The organism is Verrucomicrobiia bacterium, from assembly GCA_019634635.1.
Taxonomy (GTDB): Bacteria; Verrucomicrobiota; Verrucomicrobiia; order Limisphaerales; family UBA9464; genus UBA9464.
This window is the reverse complement of sequence record JAHCBB010000023.1, coordinates 25,590-41,749: the sequence shown is the minus strand read 5'-3', so window position 1 is coordinate 41,749 and position 16,160 is coordinate 25,590. Positions and strand designations below refer to the sequence as shown.

Annotated in this window: 13 protein-coding genes; 11 read left to right on the top strand and 2 right to left on the bottom strand. The window is 67.0% G+C overall.

The features are described from left to right. Positions 1-2: 2 nt before the first annotated feature. On the bottom strand, positions 3-1,586 hold the full coding sequence (locus tag KF791_14680) for a sulfotransferase (GenBank protein MBX3733824.1): 1,584 nt from the start codon (positions 1,584-1,586) through the stop codon (positions 3-5). A gap of 218 nt (positions 1,587-1,804) precedes the next feature. On the opposite strand from KF791_14680, the gene KF791_14675 reads away from it, so the two are divergent. Next, complete coding sequence (locus tag KF791_14675) at positions 1,805-2,650, top strand: UTP--glucose-1-phosphate uridylyltransferase (protein MBX3733823.1); 846 nt, start codon at positions 1,805-1,807, stop codon at positions 2,648-2,650. Positions 2,651-2,720: 70 nt separating this feature from the next. Continuing rightward, the gene (locus KF791_14670; GenBank protein ID MBX3733822.1) at positions 2,721-3,950 is read left to right on the top strand and encodes a M20/M25/M40 family metallo-hydrolase; all 1,230 of its coding nucleotides are present in this window, start codon (positions 2,721-2,723) and stop codon (positions 3,948-3,950) included. A 442-nt stretch (positions 3,951-4,392) separates the two neighbouring features. On the opposite strand, the gene KF791_14665 is transcribed toward KF791_14670, so the two are convergent. Continuing rightward, a complete protein-coding gene (locus KF791_14665; protein MBX3733821.1) occupies positions 4,393-5,166 on the bottom strand; it encodes a prepilin-type N-terminal cleavage/methylation domain-containing protein in 774 nt (257 codons plus the stop codon). 100 nt (positions 5,167-5,266) lie between these two features. On the opposite strand from KF791_14665, the gene KF791_14660 reads away from it, so the two are divergent. The 9 genes from KF791_14660 (at position 5,267) to KF791_14620 (ending at position 16,151) form a co-directional block, all read left to right on the top strand. Continuing rightward, positions 5,267-5,707, top strand: a complete 441-nt coding sequence (locus KF791_14660; protein ID MBX3733820.1) for a hypothetical protein — start codon at positions 5,267-5,269, stop codon at positions 5,705-5,707. Positions 5,708-5,856: 149 nt separating this feature from the next. Continuing rightward, on the top strand, positions 5,857-6,243 hold the full coding sequence (locus KF791_14655) for a hypothetical protein (protein ID MBX3733819.1): 387 nt from the start codon (positions 5,857-5,859) through the stop codon (positions 6,241-6,243). 169 nt (positions 6,244-6,412) lie between these two features. Next, complete coding sequence (locus KF791_14650) at positions 6,413-7,474, top strand: SPFH domain-containing protein (protein MBX3733818.1); 1,062 nt, start codon at positions 6,413-6,415, stop codon at positions 7,472-7,474. 151 nt (positions 7,475-7,625) lie between these two features. Beyond that, positions 7,626-7,793 carry a hypothetical protein gene (locus tag KF791_14645; GenBank protein MBX3733817.1) on the top strand — a complete coding sequence of 56 codons (168 nt, stop codon included), beginning with the start codon at positions 7,626-7,628 and terminating at the stop codon, positions 7,791-7,793. A gap of 51 nt (positions 7,794-7,844) precedes the next feature. After that, the gene (locus KF791_14640; protein MBX3733816.1) at positions 7,845-9,185 is read left to right on the top strand and encodes a PQQ-like beta-propeller repeat protein; all 1,341 of its coding nucleotides are present in this window, start codon (positions 7,845-7,847) and stop codon (positions 9,183-9,185) included. 90 nt (positions 9,186-9,275) lie between these two features. Continuing rightward, positions 9,276-10,199: an ADP-glyceromanno-heptose 6-epimerase gene (gene rfaD / locus KF791_14635; GenBank protein MBX3733815.1), complete on the top strand. Its 924-nt coding sequence runs from the start codon at positions 9,276-9,278 to the stop codon at positions 10,197-10,199. 8 nt (positions 10,200-10,207) lie between these two features. Then, positions 10,208-13,222, top strand: a complete 3,015-nt coding sequence (locus tag KF791_14630) for a hypothetical protein (GenBank protein ID MBX3733814.1) — start codon at positions 10,208-10,210, stop codon at positions 13,220-13,222. Positions 13,223-13,533: 311 nt separating this feature from the next. Next, positions 13,534-15,570, top strand: a complete 2,037-nt coding sequence (locus KF791_14625) for a YjhG/YagF family D-xylonate dehydratase (protein MBX3733813.1) — start codon at positions 13,534-13,536, stop codon at positions 15,568-15,570. Further along, the gene (locus KF791_14620) at positions 15,534-16,151 is read left to right on the top strand and encodes a sigma-70 family RNA polymerase sigma factor (GenBank protein MBX3733812.1); all 618 of its coding nucleotides are present in this window, start codon (positions 15,534-15,536) and stop codon (positions 16,149-16,151) included. The genes KF791_14625 and KF791_14620 overlap by 37 nt, the downstream gene beginning before the upstream one ends. The last annotated feature ends 9 nt before the right edge of the window (positions 16,152-16,160 follow it).

The window sequence follows — 16,160 nt, the reverse complement described above, 5'->3', positions numbered from 1 at the left end:
GCTCAATATCCATGGGCCTTCACGGCGGGCTCAAGGATGGGCAGCCACGGCTTGAGGAACCGCTCGTAGTGGCGCCAGCGCCCGATGGCGCGGGTGTAGAGTGGCTGACGGACCGCCTCGTAGCTCGGGGAGCCAACGGCCCGCGTCCGGATCCGCTCCCGGTAGCCCAACACGCCCTCCTCCCAGGGCAGGCCAAGAAACGCCAGCGCGCGCCGGGCTTCGTGGGGCAGATTCGTGACCGTGTCCTCGTAGCGGATCTCGATCCAGGGTGAGGGGATCAAGTCGCGCAGGCGATGCCAGACCCTCAGGTCGCCCGCATAGCGCTGGCACGCCCGTTCCAACGTGAGGAAGCACACGCTGTTCGGGTTCAACGGCAGGGCCTGCATGAAGCAGCTGATCACCACATCCCTCGGATCCCTCAGGGCGAACACCGTCTTCGTCTCCGGGAAAAGCCTGAGGTAACCGGGGAGCACCAAAGTGAGCGGAGGGTTCTTGTCGAGGTGGATCCGCCCGCCGATGGGCTCCGCCAGGGCGGCTTCCATGTAGTCGAGGTATCGCGACCGGAGCGCGCGGAGCCGCGCAGCCGGCACGGCATCCAGGGCCGCGACGGTCGGGACCGGGCTTTCGGGCCCAAGCCACATGGCGGGAAAAATGTCCCTCGCGAAGGCCTCGCGTTCGTCGGAGCTGATCACGCCGGAATGACTGTCGAGGACCTGTTCCAGCAGGGTGGTCCCCGACCGGGGAAAACTGGTCAGCACGGCGGTGCGGTGCTGCGGGAACTCCCGGGCCGCAGCAGACCAGCGTTGGAAGTCGTCCGCGGTCAGCGAATCGGCAAGCCGGCCCAGATGTTCCACCACGAATGTGGCCTCCCGCAGGACCGGCCCCTCCAGGGGGCGCATCAACTCCTTGGCCGCCAGCAGCGCCTGCATGGCCTCGTCATAGGCCTCACGGCGATCGAGGCACTGGGCGGCTTCAGTCCATGCCAGGGACCGCACCGCCGGGTGTGCGGACTCCTGCATCGCCAGCTCACGGAAGGCCCGCAGGGCGGTGTCCTCGTCGCCGAGCCGACGGATCAGGCGCGCATGCATCAGCCGGGCCTCCGCATAGCCGGGCACCAGGCGCAGACACTCCTCCACCAGCTCGCGCGCACCCGCCAGCTCGTGACGGCGCTCCTGGAGCACCGCCAGCTCCAGGAAAGTGTCCGGGATCTTCCGGGTGCGCTTCAGGACCGCTTCGAAGCATTGCTCCGCCAGCTCCGGACGAAAGATCATCCGGTAGCTTTGCCCGACAAGGTGGAGGATCTCCGGACGCGACTTTCCCAACTTCAGGAGCCTTTCCAGCAGCACCCCGGCGCGGCGGATCTCGAACCGCGCCCCGAGCGCCCTGCTGCCGTCAATGAGGGCAACCAGGTTCTGCGGATGCCGCCGGGCGGTCTGCTCAAAAAGTTCCAACGCCTCATCGAAGCGGTTGGCCTGCCACAGGGCCCGGGCCTGTTGCAACCCGGGCAGGTCGGATCCGAGACCCGGGATGATGTCGGCGGCGCCTTGAAACGTCCGGGGATCGCGGCGAACCGGTCCGAATTTCATACGGCGCGTGGTAACGTGGACCCGCTACGAAGGGGAGCAAGAAACGATGGCCACGCCCATCCGGGCACGGTGTTGCACGCCGGATGGCCCGGGCCATCCTGAAGGTTCGTCTCCGCGGGAAGGAGCAGGCCCGGGAAAGCGAAACCGTGCCCCGTCGTCGGGCATCGGCCGCTTTGCGAATTGAGCTTTGGACCGCAGTCCCGGCACCCTTCCCGGCGATGCAGCTGTCCAAGGCCGTGATCACCGTGGCGGGCAAGAACCAGCGGAACCTGCCGCTCCAGTCCCTGGTGGATCGTGACGGGGTGGCCAAGACGGCCCTGGCGATCATCATCGGAGAGGCGCTTTCCGCCGGCGTGGAGGAAATCGCGCTGGTGGTGGCGCCCGGGGATACCGGGGTGTACCAGGCCGCCGCCGGCGGGCATTCGGGACGATTGCAATTCATCGAGCAACCGGAACCGCTGGGCTACGGACACGCCGTCTGGTGCGCACGGGAGTTCGTTGGAGCGCAACCCTTCCTCCTGCTGGTTGGTGACCATCTGTATGTCAGCGCGACCGATGCCGGTTGCGCACGCCAGCTGGTGGAGGTGGCGCGGATCGCCGAGGCCTCCGTGTCCGCCGTCCAGGCCACCCACGAAAGCAAACTGCCGCATTACGGCGCGGTTGGCGGGCGCCTCGTCCCCTCGCATCCCGGGTGGTACGAGGTGTCGGAGGTGCTGGAAAAGCCGACCCCGACCGAAGCCGAGCAGCGACTGGTCGTGCCGGGGTTGCGGGCCGGTCATTACCTCTGCTTTTTTGGGATGCATGTGCTGACCCCGGCGGTGATGGATCTGCTGGGCACATGCATCGCCGGGCGGGCAGGCACCAGCAGCGTGCACCTTTCCGATGCCCTCAACATGCTGGCCCGGCGCGAGAGGTACCTCGCGTTCGAGGCCCGGGGACGGCGCTACGACATCGGCGCCCGATACGGGTTGCTCACCGCACAACTGGCGCTCGCGCTGGACGGGGCGGACCGCGAAGAGGTGCTGTCCGGGCTGGTGGATCTGCTGGCGCAACGCGCCCGCTGAGGCGAGATGGGCACTGCCGGGAGGCCCTCCGGGTCATTGACGCACGGCGGCGCCGCCGCACGCTGGCGGGGTGATCGAACCGGATGCCCTGTTGAGCCACCTCGAACGTCGCCTTCCCGCCGCGCTGGACCTCCTCCGGCAAATGGTCGGGATCAACAGCTGGACGGAAAATCCGAACGGCGTGGACCACGTCGGACGAGTCACCGCGGAGGCGTTCGCACCGTTCGGCTTTTCCCGGCAGCTGGTTGCGTCCGCAGATCCCGCCCACGGACACCACCTGCTGATGACACGTCCGGGATCCGATCAGCGGACCATCGCCATGGTCTCGCATCTGGATACCGTGTTTCCGCCCGAGGAGGAGGTGCGCAACCACTTCCGTTGGAGCGTGGAGGGGTCCCGCGCCTTTGGTCCGGGAACCCACGACATCAAGGGCGGCACGGTGATGATGTGGTTGGTGCTCGATGCCCTCCAACAACTGGCCCGGCCGGCATTTGAGGCGACCACCTGGCGGTTGTTTTGGAATGCCGCCGAGGAGACGCTCTCTCCGGACTTTGGAGATCTGTGCCGGTCGCAACTGGGACCGGACACACACGCGGCGCTGGTATTTGAGGCCGAGGGACGGGGCCCTGGAGTCCGACGGATGGTGGTGGGCCGCAAGGGACGCGCCACGTGGCGGGTCCGGGTCTCCGGCCGCGGGGCCCATGCCGGCACCCAGCATGCGAGAGGCGCCAACGCCATTGTCCAGATCGCCCGCGTGGTGGACCGGATTGCCGCCCTCAGTGATGCCGACACCGATCGGACGTTCAACGTGGGAACGATCCGCGGCGGCGCGGGATTAAACCGCGTGCCGCACTTCGCGGAGGCCGAAGGCGAGTTCCGAGCGTTCACCCCGGCCGCCTATGCCGCCGGGCGATCACGATTCCTGAGCCTTGGAGGACCGGGAGACGTCATCAGCCCAGTGGATGGATTCCCGTGCACCGTTGAGGCGACCATTGTGAACGAGACCCGGCCGTGGCCCCGAAATCCGGCCACGGACCAGTTGATGACAGCGTTCCAAGCGATGGGAAGCGTCCTGGGCCAGTCGGTCGAACCCGAGATGCGTGGAGGGCTGAGCGATGGCAACCATCTTTGGGACCATGTCCCCACTTTGGACGGCCTCGGACCGTCCGGGGACAATGACCATTGCTCGGAACGAAGCCCGGATGGCACCAAGCTTCCCGAATACGTGGACCTTGATTCCTTCGTCCCGAAGGCCGCCCTCAACGCCCTCGCCATTCTTCGAATGCTCGCGCCGGGCTAGCGGGGCACCCACCAACGCATTACCCGCGAGCGCCTTGCCCGATCCCCAACGGGGGCCGAAACGAGAAAGCGCCCGCCCCGGCTTGCGCCAGGGCGGGCGCTCCAACCCAGAACCAACCTTCCGCACCACTCAGTGCGACGTTTGGTGAATGCAGCGGTGCAACTTGGATGCCACTCTTCCGCTGCGGGGCCTATCGGCGATCGAAAGCGGCGGATGCTTCGGCCATCTGGAGGCGAATGAAAGTCATAAGTATTTAATTACCAGATTTTTAGGTGAGAAATATCCGACCGCAAGCTCGCGATGAGCCGCTTGCATCGGCGACGGCTTTGCCAGAATTCGAGAAGCATCCGTCGCTTCACCGTGGGAAAATTCCCAGACAGCGTGGTGCTGTTGGGGAAAATCACCCGACGCACGACCCAGACGGACCCCGGGATTCCGGCCGTCAATTCCCGATATTGATGGCGTTCGTACGCCAGCGTTCGTTGACAGCCCAAAGATTGATGGGGCCCAGGGAGCGACCATGGCGCAAGTAGCGGACGCTGCCATCCGTAAATGCGTAATTGGACCCTCCGCCAATGCCACCCTTGGGTCCCCGGGTCCCGGCGCCATGAACGCTGTGGTTCAGGACATCCACGTCATTTCCCAATCCCTCGAGGAAGTCCATGTAGTAGTGGCCGCTTCCAAACAGCTTTTCCCCGAAGAGGATCGTCTCGCTGGGCTCGCGAATGGCCGTGTCCTTGAGCGTTCGACCGATGATGCTGTTCATGTTGAAGGCCTCGCCCATCTCGGCCGCAAAAAAGTCATTCCACCCGTTGATGATGTAGGTCCGCGGCGCGGAATCGCCGACCAGGTTCGGGTCGCGAACTCCGGTCGCCGGCTGGTTTCCCGACGACCCGCCGGACGCGTCCCTGCCGATGTCACTCGGGCACGCGAGGATCTTGACCGTTCTGTAGTAGGCCAACAAACGCTCGGGCCAGCGGGGACCGGTGTTGCGCTCCGGGAAGTCGCCCCCGTTGTCACCCGCATACAGGGTGGAGGCCAGACCCAGCTGGCGGACCTGGTTCACGCAGGCGATGCGTTGGGCCGATCCTTTTGCCTTGCCGAGGGACGGCAGCAACATGCCCGCCAGGATCGCGATGATGGCGATGACCACCAGAAGTTCGATCAGGGTGAAGGCGTTCCGTCGGAACGATGCGGGGAGTTGTTGGCGGCGCATGATGTCGGTATTCGGGACCCGCACTTCCCCATCACCCGGAGCTGGAATCCACTTCCGTCGAATCGTCCCGGCCCACGGTCCGTCGCTAACGCGACTGCCTATGGACCGGAAATCCTGGACGCTGATCGCCGTGGCACTGGTGTTGGGGACGTGGTACGTCCTCCGGTTTACGGACTTGGGACGCCGGCGCGACATTCAAATCAACGTGTCGTCACGCCCCTTCGCGCCAGGGACCGCGCCGGGCGAAGCCTTGCCCATCCTCTTCGGACTGGACCGCGACTGGAAACTGACACGCGTCCGGGTGGTCGCGACGGCCGGTCCGTCGGCGCCGCGTCCGCGCCCCATTTGGAATCTGGAGGCGCGGGCGGGTTCGGAGCCGATCCGGGGGTTTCGGTACGGGGACTCGATTGCCGGGATGCAGGGGGCCGGAGGGGCTGCCGCCGGGACGCTGATGCCGGGCGAGACCTATCGCCTCGAACTGGAGGCAGGTCGCGCGCGGGGATCCGTTGAGTTCACGCCGCAGGCCGCCGGGGATCCCTAAGTCCCGGGTGCACCCGGTGCACGCGCGAACCCGCACTCAGTAATTGTGGCGATGGTTGCGATCGGGAAGGCAGGAGAGCGTGACCGACGGAGACGGACCGTGGACCGCGCTGAAGCGGGACACCTTTCCCCGGCTCCCAATTCGCAGTCATGAATCGTTCGTTGTTCACCCTGGCGGCACTGGCCGCCGTCTTGTTCCTCACGCCCCCGCACGCGGGAGCCGGTCCCGACACCGAGGCGCCCCCGGAGGCGCCCCGGAAGTCCTCAACGCCCGCCGGAATTCCCTTCCGGGGGCAGGTCGGATCGGTGGATCCGGCCGCCATGACCGTCACCCTGGCCGGAAAAAAGCGCGATCGGGTGCTCCACATCACCGGCCAGACCCGGATCGAGCGGGACGGTCGGACCGCCGTGATTGGCGACATCCGCCCCGGCGACCAGGCCCGGGGATCGCTGGCCAAGGATGCTGAAGGCCGGGAGGTCCTGTTGAAGGCCACCTTCATTGAGGCCGCGGGCAGCACGGCATCGGCGGGACTCTAGGCCGACGTGCTTGGACCCATCACCCACGGGCGCGGCGCGGCGGGCGGCTCTCCGTCCGCCGCGCTTGCTTTTTTGTCGAATCCGCAACCGCGGCGTCCTACGGTCCCCGGCAATCCGGAAACGCGGTTTCGCGCACACGGCACCACTGACACGACGACCCCTTCATGCCATGGGTTTGATGGATTATCTAAAGACGCAGCTGCTCGACATCATCCAGTGGGAGGACGACTCCCGGGACACGTTGAGCTGGCGGTTCCCCGACCAGGACAAGGAGATCAAACGCGGCGCCCAGTTGATCGTGCGCGAATCCCAGGTCGCCCAGTTCGTGTACCTCGGCCAGTTCGGGGACGCCTTTGGTCCGGGCAAGCACACGCTGGTGACGGACAACATTCCCATCCTGTCCACGCTCAAGGGCTGGAAATACGGGTTCGAATCCCCCTTCAAGGCCGACGTGTACTTCGTGAACACCCGCCTGTTCACGGGCAACAAGTGGGGAACGCAGAACCCGGTGATGATGCGCGACGCCGATTTCGGGATCGTCCGCCTGAGGGCCTACGGGACGTACGACTTCCGGGTCGTGGAGGTGCAGACCTTCCTGCGGGAGGTCGCCGGGACCGACCACCATTTCCGTCTGGACGAGTTCTCCGACACGATGCGGTCGCGGTTCGTGAGCGTGTTTTCGGACGTGCTCGCCTCGGCGCGCGTTCCCGCGCTCGACGTGGCCACCCGTTACTCAGAGCTGGGTGAGGCGTTGCTGCCGGTCTTGAACCCGGTGATGCGGGAGCGTTACGGGCTCGAACTGGTGTCCTTCATCGTCGAGAACGTCAGCGTCCCCGAGGAGGTGGAGAAAGCGATTGACAAGCGATCCAGCATGGCGGCCGTGGGCAACCTGAACGACTACGTGAAGTTCCAGATGGCCGAATCGCTGGGCAAAGGTGACGGCGCCGGCGGGGTTGCCGGCAGCGCGGCCCAACTGGGCGCGGGTCTGGCGCTTGGACAACAACTGGCCGCAGCGATGGCGGCCTCTCAGACGTCGCCGACCGCCGCTCCCGCGGCGGGCACCCCAGGCACCCTGCCGGAACTGCTCGGACCTGCGGACGCCGCACAGTTGCTGGGTGTCTCCGAGGCCGATGTGCTGGAGGCGCTCGGGGACGGGTCGCTCAAAGGCCGAAAAATCGGCAGCCAGTGGCGCATCCCCAGGACGGCGCTCGAGGAATTCTTGAAGGGTTGATTCCGGAAGTCCTCCCGGGGTTCGTCACGATCGGGTGACGTCCGGGCAACATTCTTTCTGGCGCGCCTTGCGGTGACGTGCTTTTCTTAAGTGCGTTGGACCCTCCTTCTCCCGGAAGGCCGGGGGAAGGGTGACGATCCCCAAAGTCACTATGAGCAAGAACACCGACCTCATCCGGGAAATCCTCAGGAGTTCCAAAAATTCATTCCGCGCCGCCACAGACCGGCCCGGCAAATCCCAAAAACACCGGTACGAACGCCGCAAGGCCCGGGAAATCCTCAAGCTGGCGGACTGGTCGGACGACCCCGTCACCGCCTGAGGCGCGAAGGCAGGCTTGCCCTCCCGGCGCCGACAGCCCAGAACAGCCTGCATGCTGTTCCGGGCTGCCCTGTCGCTGTTGCTCGCCCCCTTAGCCGCCACCGGCTCGGACTGGCCTCGATTTCTAGGACCCACGGGTGATGGGGTCTCGCCCGAGACCGGCTTGATCACCCGCATCCCGGAGTCCGGCCCGAAGGTCATCTTCGACCGGACGGTGGGGACAGGCTATTCGGCCCCGTCCGTGGGTCACGGTCGGCTCGTCCTCTTTCACCGCATCGGCAACGAGGAAGTGGTGGAGGCGTTGGATCCGGCGACCGGCGCTGCGATTTGGAAACGCGGCTACCCAACCGCCTACCAGGATCCCTTCGGCTACAATAACGGACCCCGGTGTGCGCCGATCCTCACCACGGAACGCGTGGTGACTTTCGGGGCCGAGGGAAAGCTGACCGCACTCGACCCCGCCACCGGAGAAATCCTCTGGCAGCGGGACACCGCCAGGGATTTCGAAGTGCCGGAGGCGTTCTTTGGAGTGGGCTCAACGCCGTTGCTCGAAGGAAACCGCCTCCTCGTCATGGTCGGCGGGCAGCCGGATTCCGGGGTGGTGGCGTTTGATCCGGAGTCCGGCCGGACGCTTTGGCAGTCGGTCGGCCGCAGCAACTGGGAGGGTCAGGCCATGTTGGGGTGGCCCGGTGAACCCCCGGTGCGCTGGGGTGAGTGGTGGAAACAGGCCAGCTACGCCTCACCCGTCGCCGCCACGATGCACGGCAGGCGCCTGGTCTTCTGCCTGATGCGTCAGGGGCTCGTCGCCCTCGACCCGACCGATGGCAAGGTCCAGTTCTCCCGGTGGTTCCGCGCCCGGGTTGAGGAATCGGTCAACGCTGCCAATCCAGTCCTCCTGGGCGACGACATCCTCATCTCCAGCGCCTACTACAAATCCGGCTCCGTCTCGCTCCGCGTCGCGCCCGATGTCACCCGGTTCACGGAGAACTGGAAGGGGCTCGGTCTTGAAATGCACTGGGCAACCCCCGTCCTTGTGGACGGTCACCTGTACGGATTCAGCGGACGCAACGAGCCGGATGCCTCGTTCCGATGCGTGGACTTTGCCACCGGCACGGTGCGGTGGGAGCGCGACGAGCGGTGGCGTGCGCACACCTCCTCCCAGCCCCCGGTCTTCGGACGCGGCTCATGCATCGTGGCGGACGGACGGCTGATCGCCCTGGGAGAGGGCGGATTGGTGGGGATGTTTCAGCCGGATCCGAATTCCTGCCGCGAACTGGGTCGCTGGCAGGTGCCGTCTCTCGAATACCCCTGCTGGGCGGGACCCGTCCTGGCCGATGGACGGCTCTATCTGCGCGGTGAGAAGCGCCTCGTCTGCCTCAGCCTCCGGCCATGACCCGGTCGGTTCGAAAAGGGCTCGGTGCCCGGGTACCGCACCGCGACAGGGCGCTTGCGGCGGTGCGCACACGGACTGACTGTCGCGGACGTGCGCAATATACTGGTCACCGGCGGTGCCGGTTTCATCGGTTCGAACATCGTCCGCGAGCTTCAGGCCCGGTTCCCGGAGGCGCGCCTGGTCGTGGTGGATGATTTTCGTTCCGGCGACTTCCGGAACCTCCGCGGATTCACCGGCGATTTTGTGACCGCCGATGTGTCGCGGCTCGACTGGTCCCGCCAATTTGGCGACGCCATCTTCGACGCCATCATTCACGAGGCGTCCATCACCGACACCACTGAACACGACGCACGCCTCCAGGGACACGACAACATCGAGGGCTTCCGGCGCCTGCTGGAATTCGCCGCGCCCCACGAAACCCCGGTGGTGTACGCCAGTTCGGCCGCCACCTACGGAATCTGCAGCGGTGTCCAGACTGAGGCCCAGCCCTCCGCCCCGGCCAACATCTACGCGTTCACCAAGGTCCAGCTCGACAACCTCGCCCGCGAGCACGCGCGCCGCCATCCGTCGTGGCGAATCGTCGGCCTCCGGTACTTCAACGTCTACGGCCCGGGTGAGGCCCACAAGGGCGCGGCGGCCAGCATGGTGTACCAGTTGTTCCAGCAGATCCGATCCGGACACCGCCCGCGCGTGTTCCGCGCCGGAGAGCAGCACCGGGACTTCGTTTATGTGAAGGACGTGGTGAGCCTCACGCTCCAGGCGCTCAATGCCCCACGGAGCGACATCTACAACTGCGGTTCCGGATGCGCGATCTCCTTCAACCGCGTCATCGCACTCCTCAACCGCGCGCTGGGCACCGACCTGGCGCCGGAATACATCGAGAACCCATTTGCCTTCTATCAACCGCACACGGAGGCGGACATGTCCAAAGCACGGCAGGAACTCGGATTCGTCCCCGAATTCCCGCCCGAGTCCGGCATCCCCGACTACGTCCGCAGCCTGTGCACCTCCTGATTCGCCCCATGCCCTCCAAGTCCTCGCGCCTTCGCCGTCCGGCAATCGTTGTTGCCGTACTTGTCGCCCTCCTGGTCGTCACCGGTTTGGTCGTGACCAGCGGCCCATTTCTCCGGGCCGTGGTCATTCCCCGGATTGGCGCCTCGCTCGGCAGCGACCTCACGGTCGGCGACATCCGCCTCCGCCCGTTTTCCTCGCTCGACGTCCGCACGATTCGCCTGACCCCCCGGGGTGGCGAAACGCTGTTCGCTGCGGACGCATTGCGAATCCGCTACCGACTGGGCGACCTGCTGCGCGGCCGCCTGGCGCTGCAGGAACTCTCGCTGGAGGACCCGGTGGTGACCGTGGTTTCGGCACCGGACGGCACCAGCAACCTTTCGGGCATCCTGTCGGACTCCCCGTCTGCAGCAGACTCCGGGAAAGGTGATCCCGGGTCGCTGGATCTCCGCAATCTTTCGATCCGCAACGGCACGGTCCGGATCCGGACGACCGGTGCGGACGGCGTTCGCGAGGCGGCGCTGAGCGAACTGCAAGTGACCCTTGATGTGCTGGCACCGGAAGTCCCCGGAAGGCTGACGGTCGGCGCCCGGTTTCAGGTCACGGCGGCCGCCACGAACTTGCTCGCCGGCGACGTCCGCGGTGAGTACGGCTTCGTCCTGAACCGGAAGCTCGCCCCGCAGGAAGTGAACGGATCGCTCCTTGCGTCGTTAGCTTCCGCCCAGGGTGCCTGGAGTGAATCCACAGGCCTGGCGGTGGAACTGAGTGCGGACTCCACCCGTTCCGAAATCCGCGGCATCCGGTTGGCCGTCACACGGTCCGGCCGCCCTGCAGGCGACATTCACATTTCCGGCCCCTTCGATCCCGATGCCGGCGAGGCGCGGATCGCATGGCGGGTGAACGGCCTGGGGCCGGAGGCCCTCGGGTTGGCGGGGGCGCTGATGGGCGTGGATTTCGGCAACACACAACTCGGCGCGGAAGGCCGTGTGGATGTCGCCCGCGGCGGGTCCGCCGTGGCTGCCCAGGGCAAGGTGACGGCCAATCCGTTCATGGTGCGCACGAGCACCACTTCGCTGCCCGAACTCTCGATCGAGTCCGCATTCCGGATGCGCTCGGATCTGGAGGCAAAGACGGCGCTGATTGAGACGGCAGACCTGACGGTCCTCGAGGCCGGGCGGACGGTGCTCCGCGGTGCACTGGACCACGCAATGCCGCTGGCCTGGGGGCCCAAGGCGCCGGCGGTCCGGGATGCGACCTTCACGCTGACTCTCGACAACCTCCAGCTGGAATCCTGGAAAGGACTGCTCGGCGCCCAGGCACCTTCCGGACGGGTCGCTGCCGTCACCCGCCTGACGGTGGAACAAGGCGGAGCCCGCATGCGGCTCCAGTCCGACGGGACCGCCGGCGACCTCCGGTTTCCCCCCGCCAATCCGGGAGCCACTGCCGCGGAACTGGACGTTCAGATGACCCTTCAGGTCCTCGTCGAGGACTTCGATCTGGTCCGGGTCGAACGGCTCGATACCACGGCCCGGCATCAAGGAGAGGTGCTGCTCACCTCCACCGGATCGGCACGGGTCCATTTGGGGACCGGCGAATCGGGCGCCCAGCTCAACACGATGTTGGAACTGCCGGCGCTGCTCGGCGCGTTTCCTGTCCCCGACCTTGCGCTGCAATCCGGAACGGGCGCCCTGGGCATTCAGGTGGAACAGCGCCGCGGAGCGACCGAAGGTACGATCGGGTTCGCATTGACCGGGGTATCCGGAGACGTTGCCGGATATCGCCTCAAGGATCAGCGGGCGGATCTCCAACTGGCGGTCGCGGCACAAGGGCCGGTGGTCGAGGTGTCCCGAATCGCCGTCAATCTGCCGCCGACCGACCGCGCCTCCAACCAGCTTGGAGGCAAGGGGCGACTCGATTTCTCGATTCCCGGCCGGATTTCTGGCGAGCTCGCCGCCACGGCCGACTCGCTGGACCTGACCCCCTGGGCAGGCCTGCTCACGGAGGGCAAGTCGTCCGGTTCGCGAACGGCCCAACCCACTCCCCCCTCCGGAGAACCCGCGGCGCCGGTGGATCTACCGGTGGGGCGGTTGACGCTGGACTCCCGGATTGCGACCACCTACTTCAGGGAGGCGGTGGTGTCCAACTGGGTTTCCCGGATCGAGATGTCGTCCAACCGAATTCGCCTCGACCCGGTGACCCTCGAACTGAACGGCGCCCCCGCGTCGCTGCGTGCCGACCTTCAGTTGTCCGAGCCCGGGCACCGCTATGATGTGAACGCGATGGTGAAATCGGCGCCGTTGAGGCCGCTGGCGACGTCGCTGCTGTCCGGAACCATGCCACAACCGGAGGGGACGCTGGACGCCTCGGTGGACCTGACAGGCGTGACGTCTGACCCCGTCCGGCTGCGACGCGAACTGGCAGGCACAGCCTCCCTGTCGGGCACCAACCTGAACTACCAGATCGCCACGTTGAAATCCCCGATGATGCAGGTTCTCGTCCAGGTGCTCTCGAGCTCGCTGCAGCTGCCCTCGATTTCCGAGGCCCCGCTGCAATGGATGCAGGCGGAGATCAAGGCGGGACAGGGCGTGGTCACCCTCACCTCGGCCGGTGCCGGCAGCGACGCCTTCCGCGCCACGGCACGCGGTGAAATTCGCCTTGCGGATGTCACCGCCGACTCCGGCCTGTCATTGCCCGTCACGGTGAGTCTGCCCCGCGATGGGGCATGGGCCGACCTGCCGGCTTTTCTGACCCTCAAGGGCACCCTGGGCAGGCCGCGTCCGGAAGTGGACGCTCTGGCCCTGGCGCAAACGCTGACCCGTCTTCCCGGGGCAGCTGGGGAATTGGGCGCCCGCGGTGTGGAGAAGCTGGGCACCGTCCTGGACAAGGCCCTGCAGGGGAGCTCGGGCACCAACACCGGTGCGGGTTCCCGACTGCTCCGGGGATTGCTGGGTGCGCCGAAGTCCCCGACCAACGCGCCCCCGTCGCCAACGCCCGACCCCGGCAACCCGCCGGCACCGCAGCCCTGACCGCAGCCTCGCGTGATCGCGTGCCTCCCGCGTTCGTCCTGACCTGCCTCGCAGATCCCTCGCAGCAATCCTTGGGCGGACGCCGCGACGGCGCCCGGATCCCCGGCATCCGCGCCCAGTCGTCATACGCGGCAGACGGACGGCGTGACAACGGCTGCACCACCGCGAGGGTCGGATCGCGTCATCCGCACTCCGGAGGGCCTCGACGCCTGTGAGATGGGCGGGCGAATGGGCGCCCACCCGCGGCCGGACCCGGAACTCGCGGCCTCCCGCGACTGGCGTTGCCGCAGGCGAACTGGTTTGCTGCCGCCATGCCGCTGGACACCTATTTCAACAACACCGCCGCGGAGATTTACCACGTGCGGTCCCGGGCGCCCGGCCCCCAGGGGCGGCTGCCGATCACGGCGACGATGCTTCGGGAGGAACCCAGCGGTCATCTCTTCGGACTCAGCCAGAACGCAGGCATGGGCTGGGATCCCGCGGAGGCGGGACGTGACCCCTTCCTGATCCTTTCCACCCAGGGCGGTGTACGGGCACCTGACGGAACGCCGGTGGCGCTTGGATACCACACCGGACATTGGGAGATCGGGGAACTGGTTCGCGCCGCCGCCGAAGAACTGCGCCGGCTGGGCAAAGTCCCGTTTGCGGCGTTCGTGTCGGATCCCTGCGACGGACGGACCCAGGGCACCCCGGGCATGTTCGATTCGCTGCCCTATCGCAACGACGCGGCCATCGTATTCCGACGGTTGATCCGGTCCCTGCCCCTGCGGCGCGGCATTCTCGGAGTGGCCACCTGCGACAAGGGGCTTCCCGCGATGATGATGGCCCTCGCCGGAGTCCCCACGCTGCCCTCGGTGCTGGTGCCGGGCGGCGTGACCCTGCCGCCGGAATCGGGCGAGGATGCCGGAACGGTCCAGACCCTTGGCGCCCGATTTGCGCACGGACTGGTCTCACTGGACGAGGCCGCCGAACTCGGATGTCGCGCCTGCGCCACCCCGGGCGGTGGGTGCCAGTTCCTCGGCACCGCGGCGACCTCGCAGGTCGTCGGCGAAGCCCTGGGCCTTTCCCTGCCCCACTCCGCCCTCGCGCCCAGCGGCGAACCGGTCTGGCGGGACCTCGCGGTGACCTCCGCCGCCGCCCTGGCCGCCCTCGCCGCGGCGGGCCGCACCACCGCCGACCTGCTCTCCGACGCCGCGATCCGCAATGCCATGACGGTGCACGCCGCGTTCGGCGGCTCCACCAACCTGCTCCTGCACATCCCCGCCATTGCGCACGCCGCCGGACGGCGACGTCCGACGGTCGCCGATTGGACCGCTGTGAACCGCGCCACGCCGCGTCTCGTCAGCGTGCTGCCCAACGGTCCCGTGCATCATCCAACGGTGCGCGTCTTCCTCGCGGGAGGCGTTCCGGAGGTGATGCGCCACCTGCGCGATCTGGGCCTATTGTCGCTGGACGTCCTGACGGCCACCGGCCGCTCCCTGGGCGAGGTGCTGGAGGCCTGGGAACGGTCGGAGCGCCGGTTGCGGTTCCGCGAACAATTGAGGGCCCTGGACGGTGTGGATCCCGACGACGTGATCCTGCCACCACCCAGGGCCAAGATCCGCGGATTGACCAGCACGGTCACGTTTCCCCGCGGCAACCTGGCGCCCGAGGGATCCGTGATCAAATCCACGGCCATTGACCCCTCCGTTGTGGACGCCGACGGGGTGTACCGCCACGAAGGGCCCGCACGTGTGTTCACCTCGGAACGGGACGCCATCGCGGCGATCAAGCACGGGCGGATCGCGGCCGGGGATGTCGTGCTGCTGATCGGCGTCGGGCCGCTGGGGACCGGCATGGAGGAAACCTACCAGCTGACCAGTGCCCTGAAACATCTGCCCTTCGGCCGCCACGTCGCCCTGGTGACCGACGCCCGATTCAGCGGCGTGAGCACCGGGGCCTGCATCGGGCATGTGGGACCGGAGGCGCTGGCAGGTGGGCCGCTGGGCCGCGTCCGCGACGGCGACGTGATCCGCATCGAGATTGACCGGGCCGCATTGACCGGCTCGGTGGACCTCGTGGGCGAGGGCGGACGGCGCTTTGATCCGGAAGTGGGGGCCTCAGTGCTCGCGTCACGCGAGCCGCATCCGGAGCTGGAACCCCATCCGCAACTGCCGGCCGATACCCGGTTGTGGGCATTGCTCCAGGCGCCCGGCGGGGGGACCTGGGGGGGATGCGTTTACGATGTGGATGCCATCGCCGCGCGCCTGGGAGATCGTGTGGGAACGCAACCTTGTCCGCCCGCCGGGTATCCACACAGCATTTCGCCGCAATGCCCGAGCCCCTTTCCGATCCCGACGCCGCACTGATGCTTCGGGTGAAGGCGGGTGACCGCGACGCCTCCGACGCCTTCGCGCAGTTGGTGACGCGATGGCAGCAGCCGGTGCTCTCCTTCGTGTTTCGGACCCTGCCCGACCCGGAGGAGGCGGAAGACATCGCCCAGGGGGTGTTCGTCCAGTTGTGGCGGAGCGCCGGACGATACCAGCCTTCGGCCCGGTTCAGCACGTTTCTGTTCACCATAGCCCGCAATCTCACACTGAATGAAGTTCGAAGGAGGCGCCGGCATCCGGCGGCCTCACTCGACGAGGAACCGGAGCCGGATGGACGCGGGGCCCATGGGCGCCTTCCGGATCCCACAACGCCCGGCGCCGACGTCCACCTGGAACGTGCCGAGCTCGTTGCCAGAATTGAGGAGGCCCTGGCCGCGCTCCCGGAGAAGCAACGGACGGCCCTTTTCCTGTGCCGCGAAGGTGAACTCAGTTACGAGGAGATTGGAGCGGTGTTGGGCACCTCAGTCCCGGCCACCAAATCCCTGATCCATCGTGCCCGCGAAGTCCTGAAGGCGCGCCTCAAGCCGTATCTGCGGACGGGTGAATGGGATGCCGGGTGACGCTGGCGG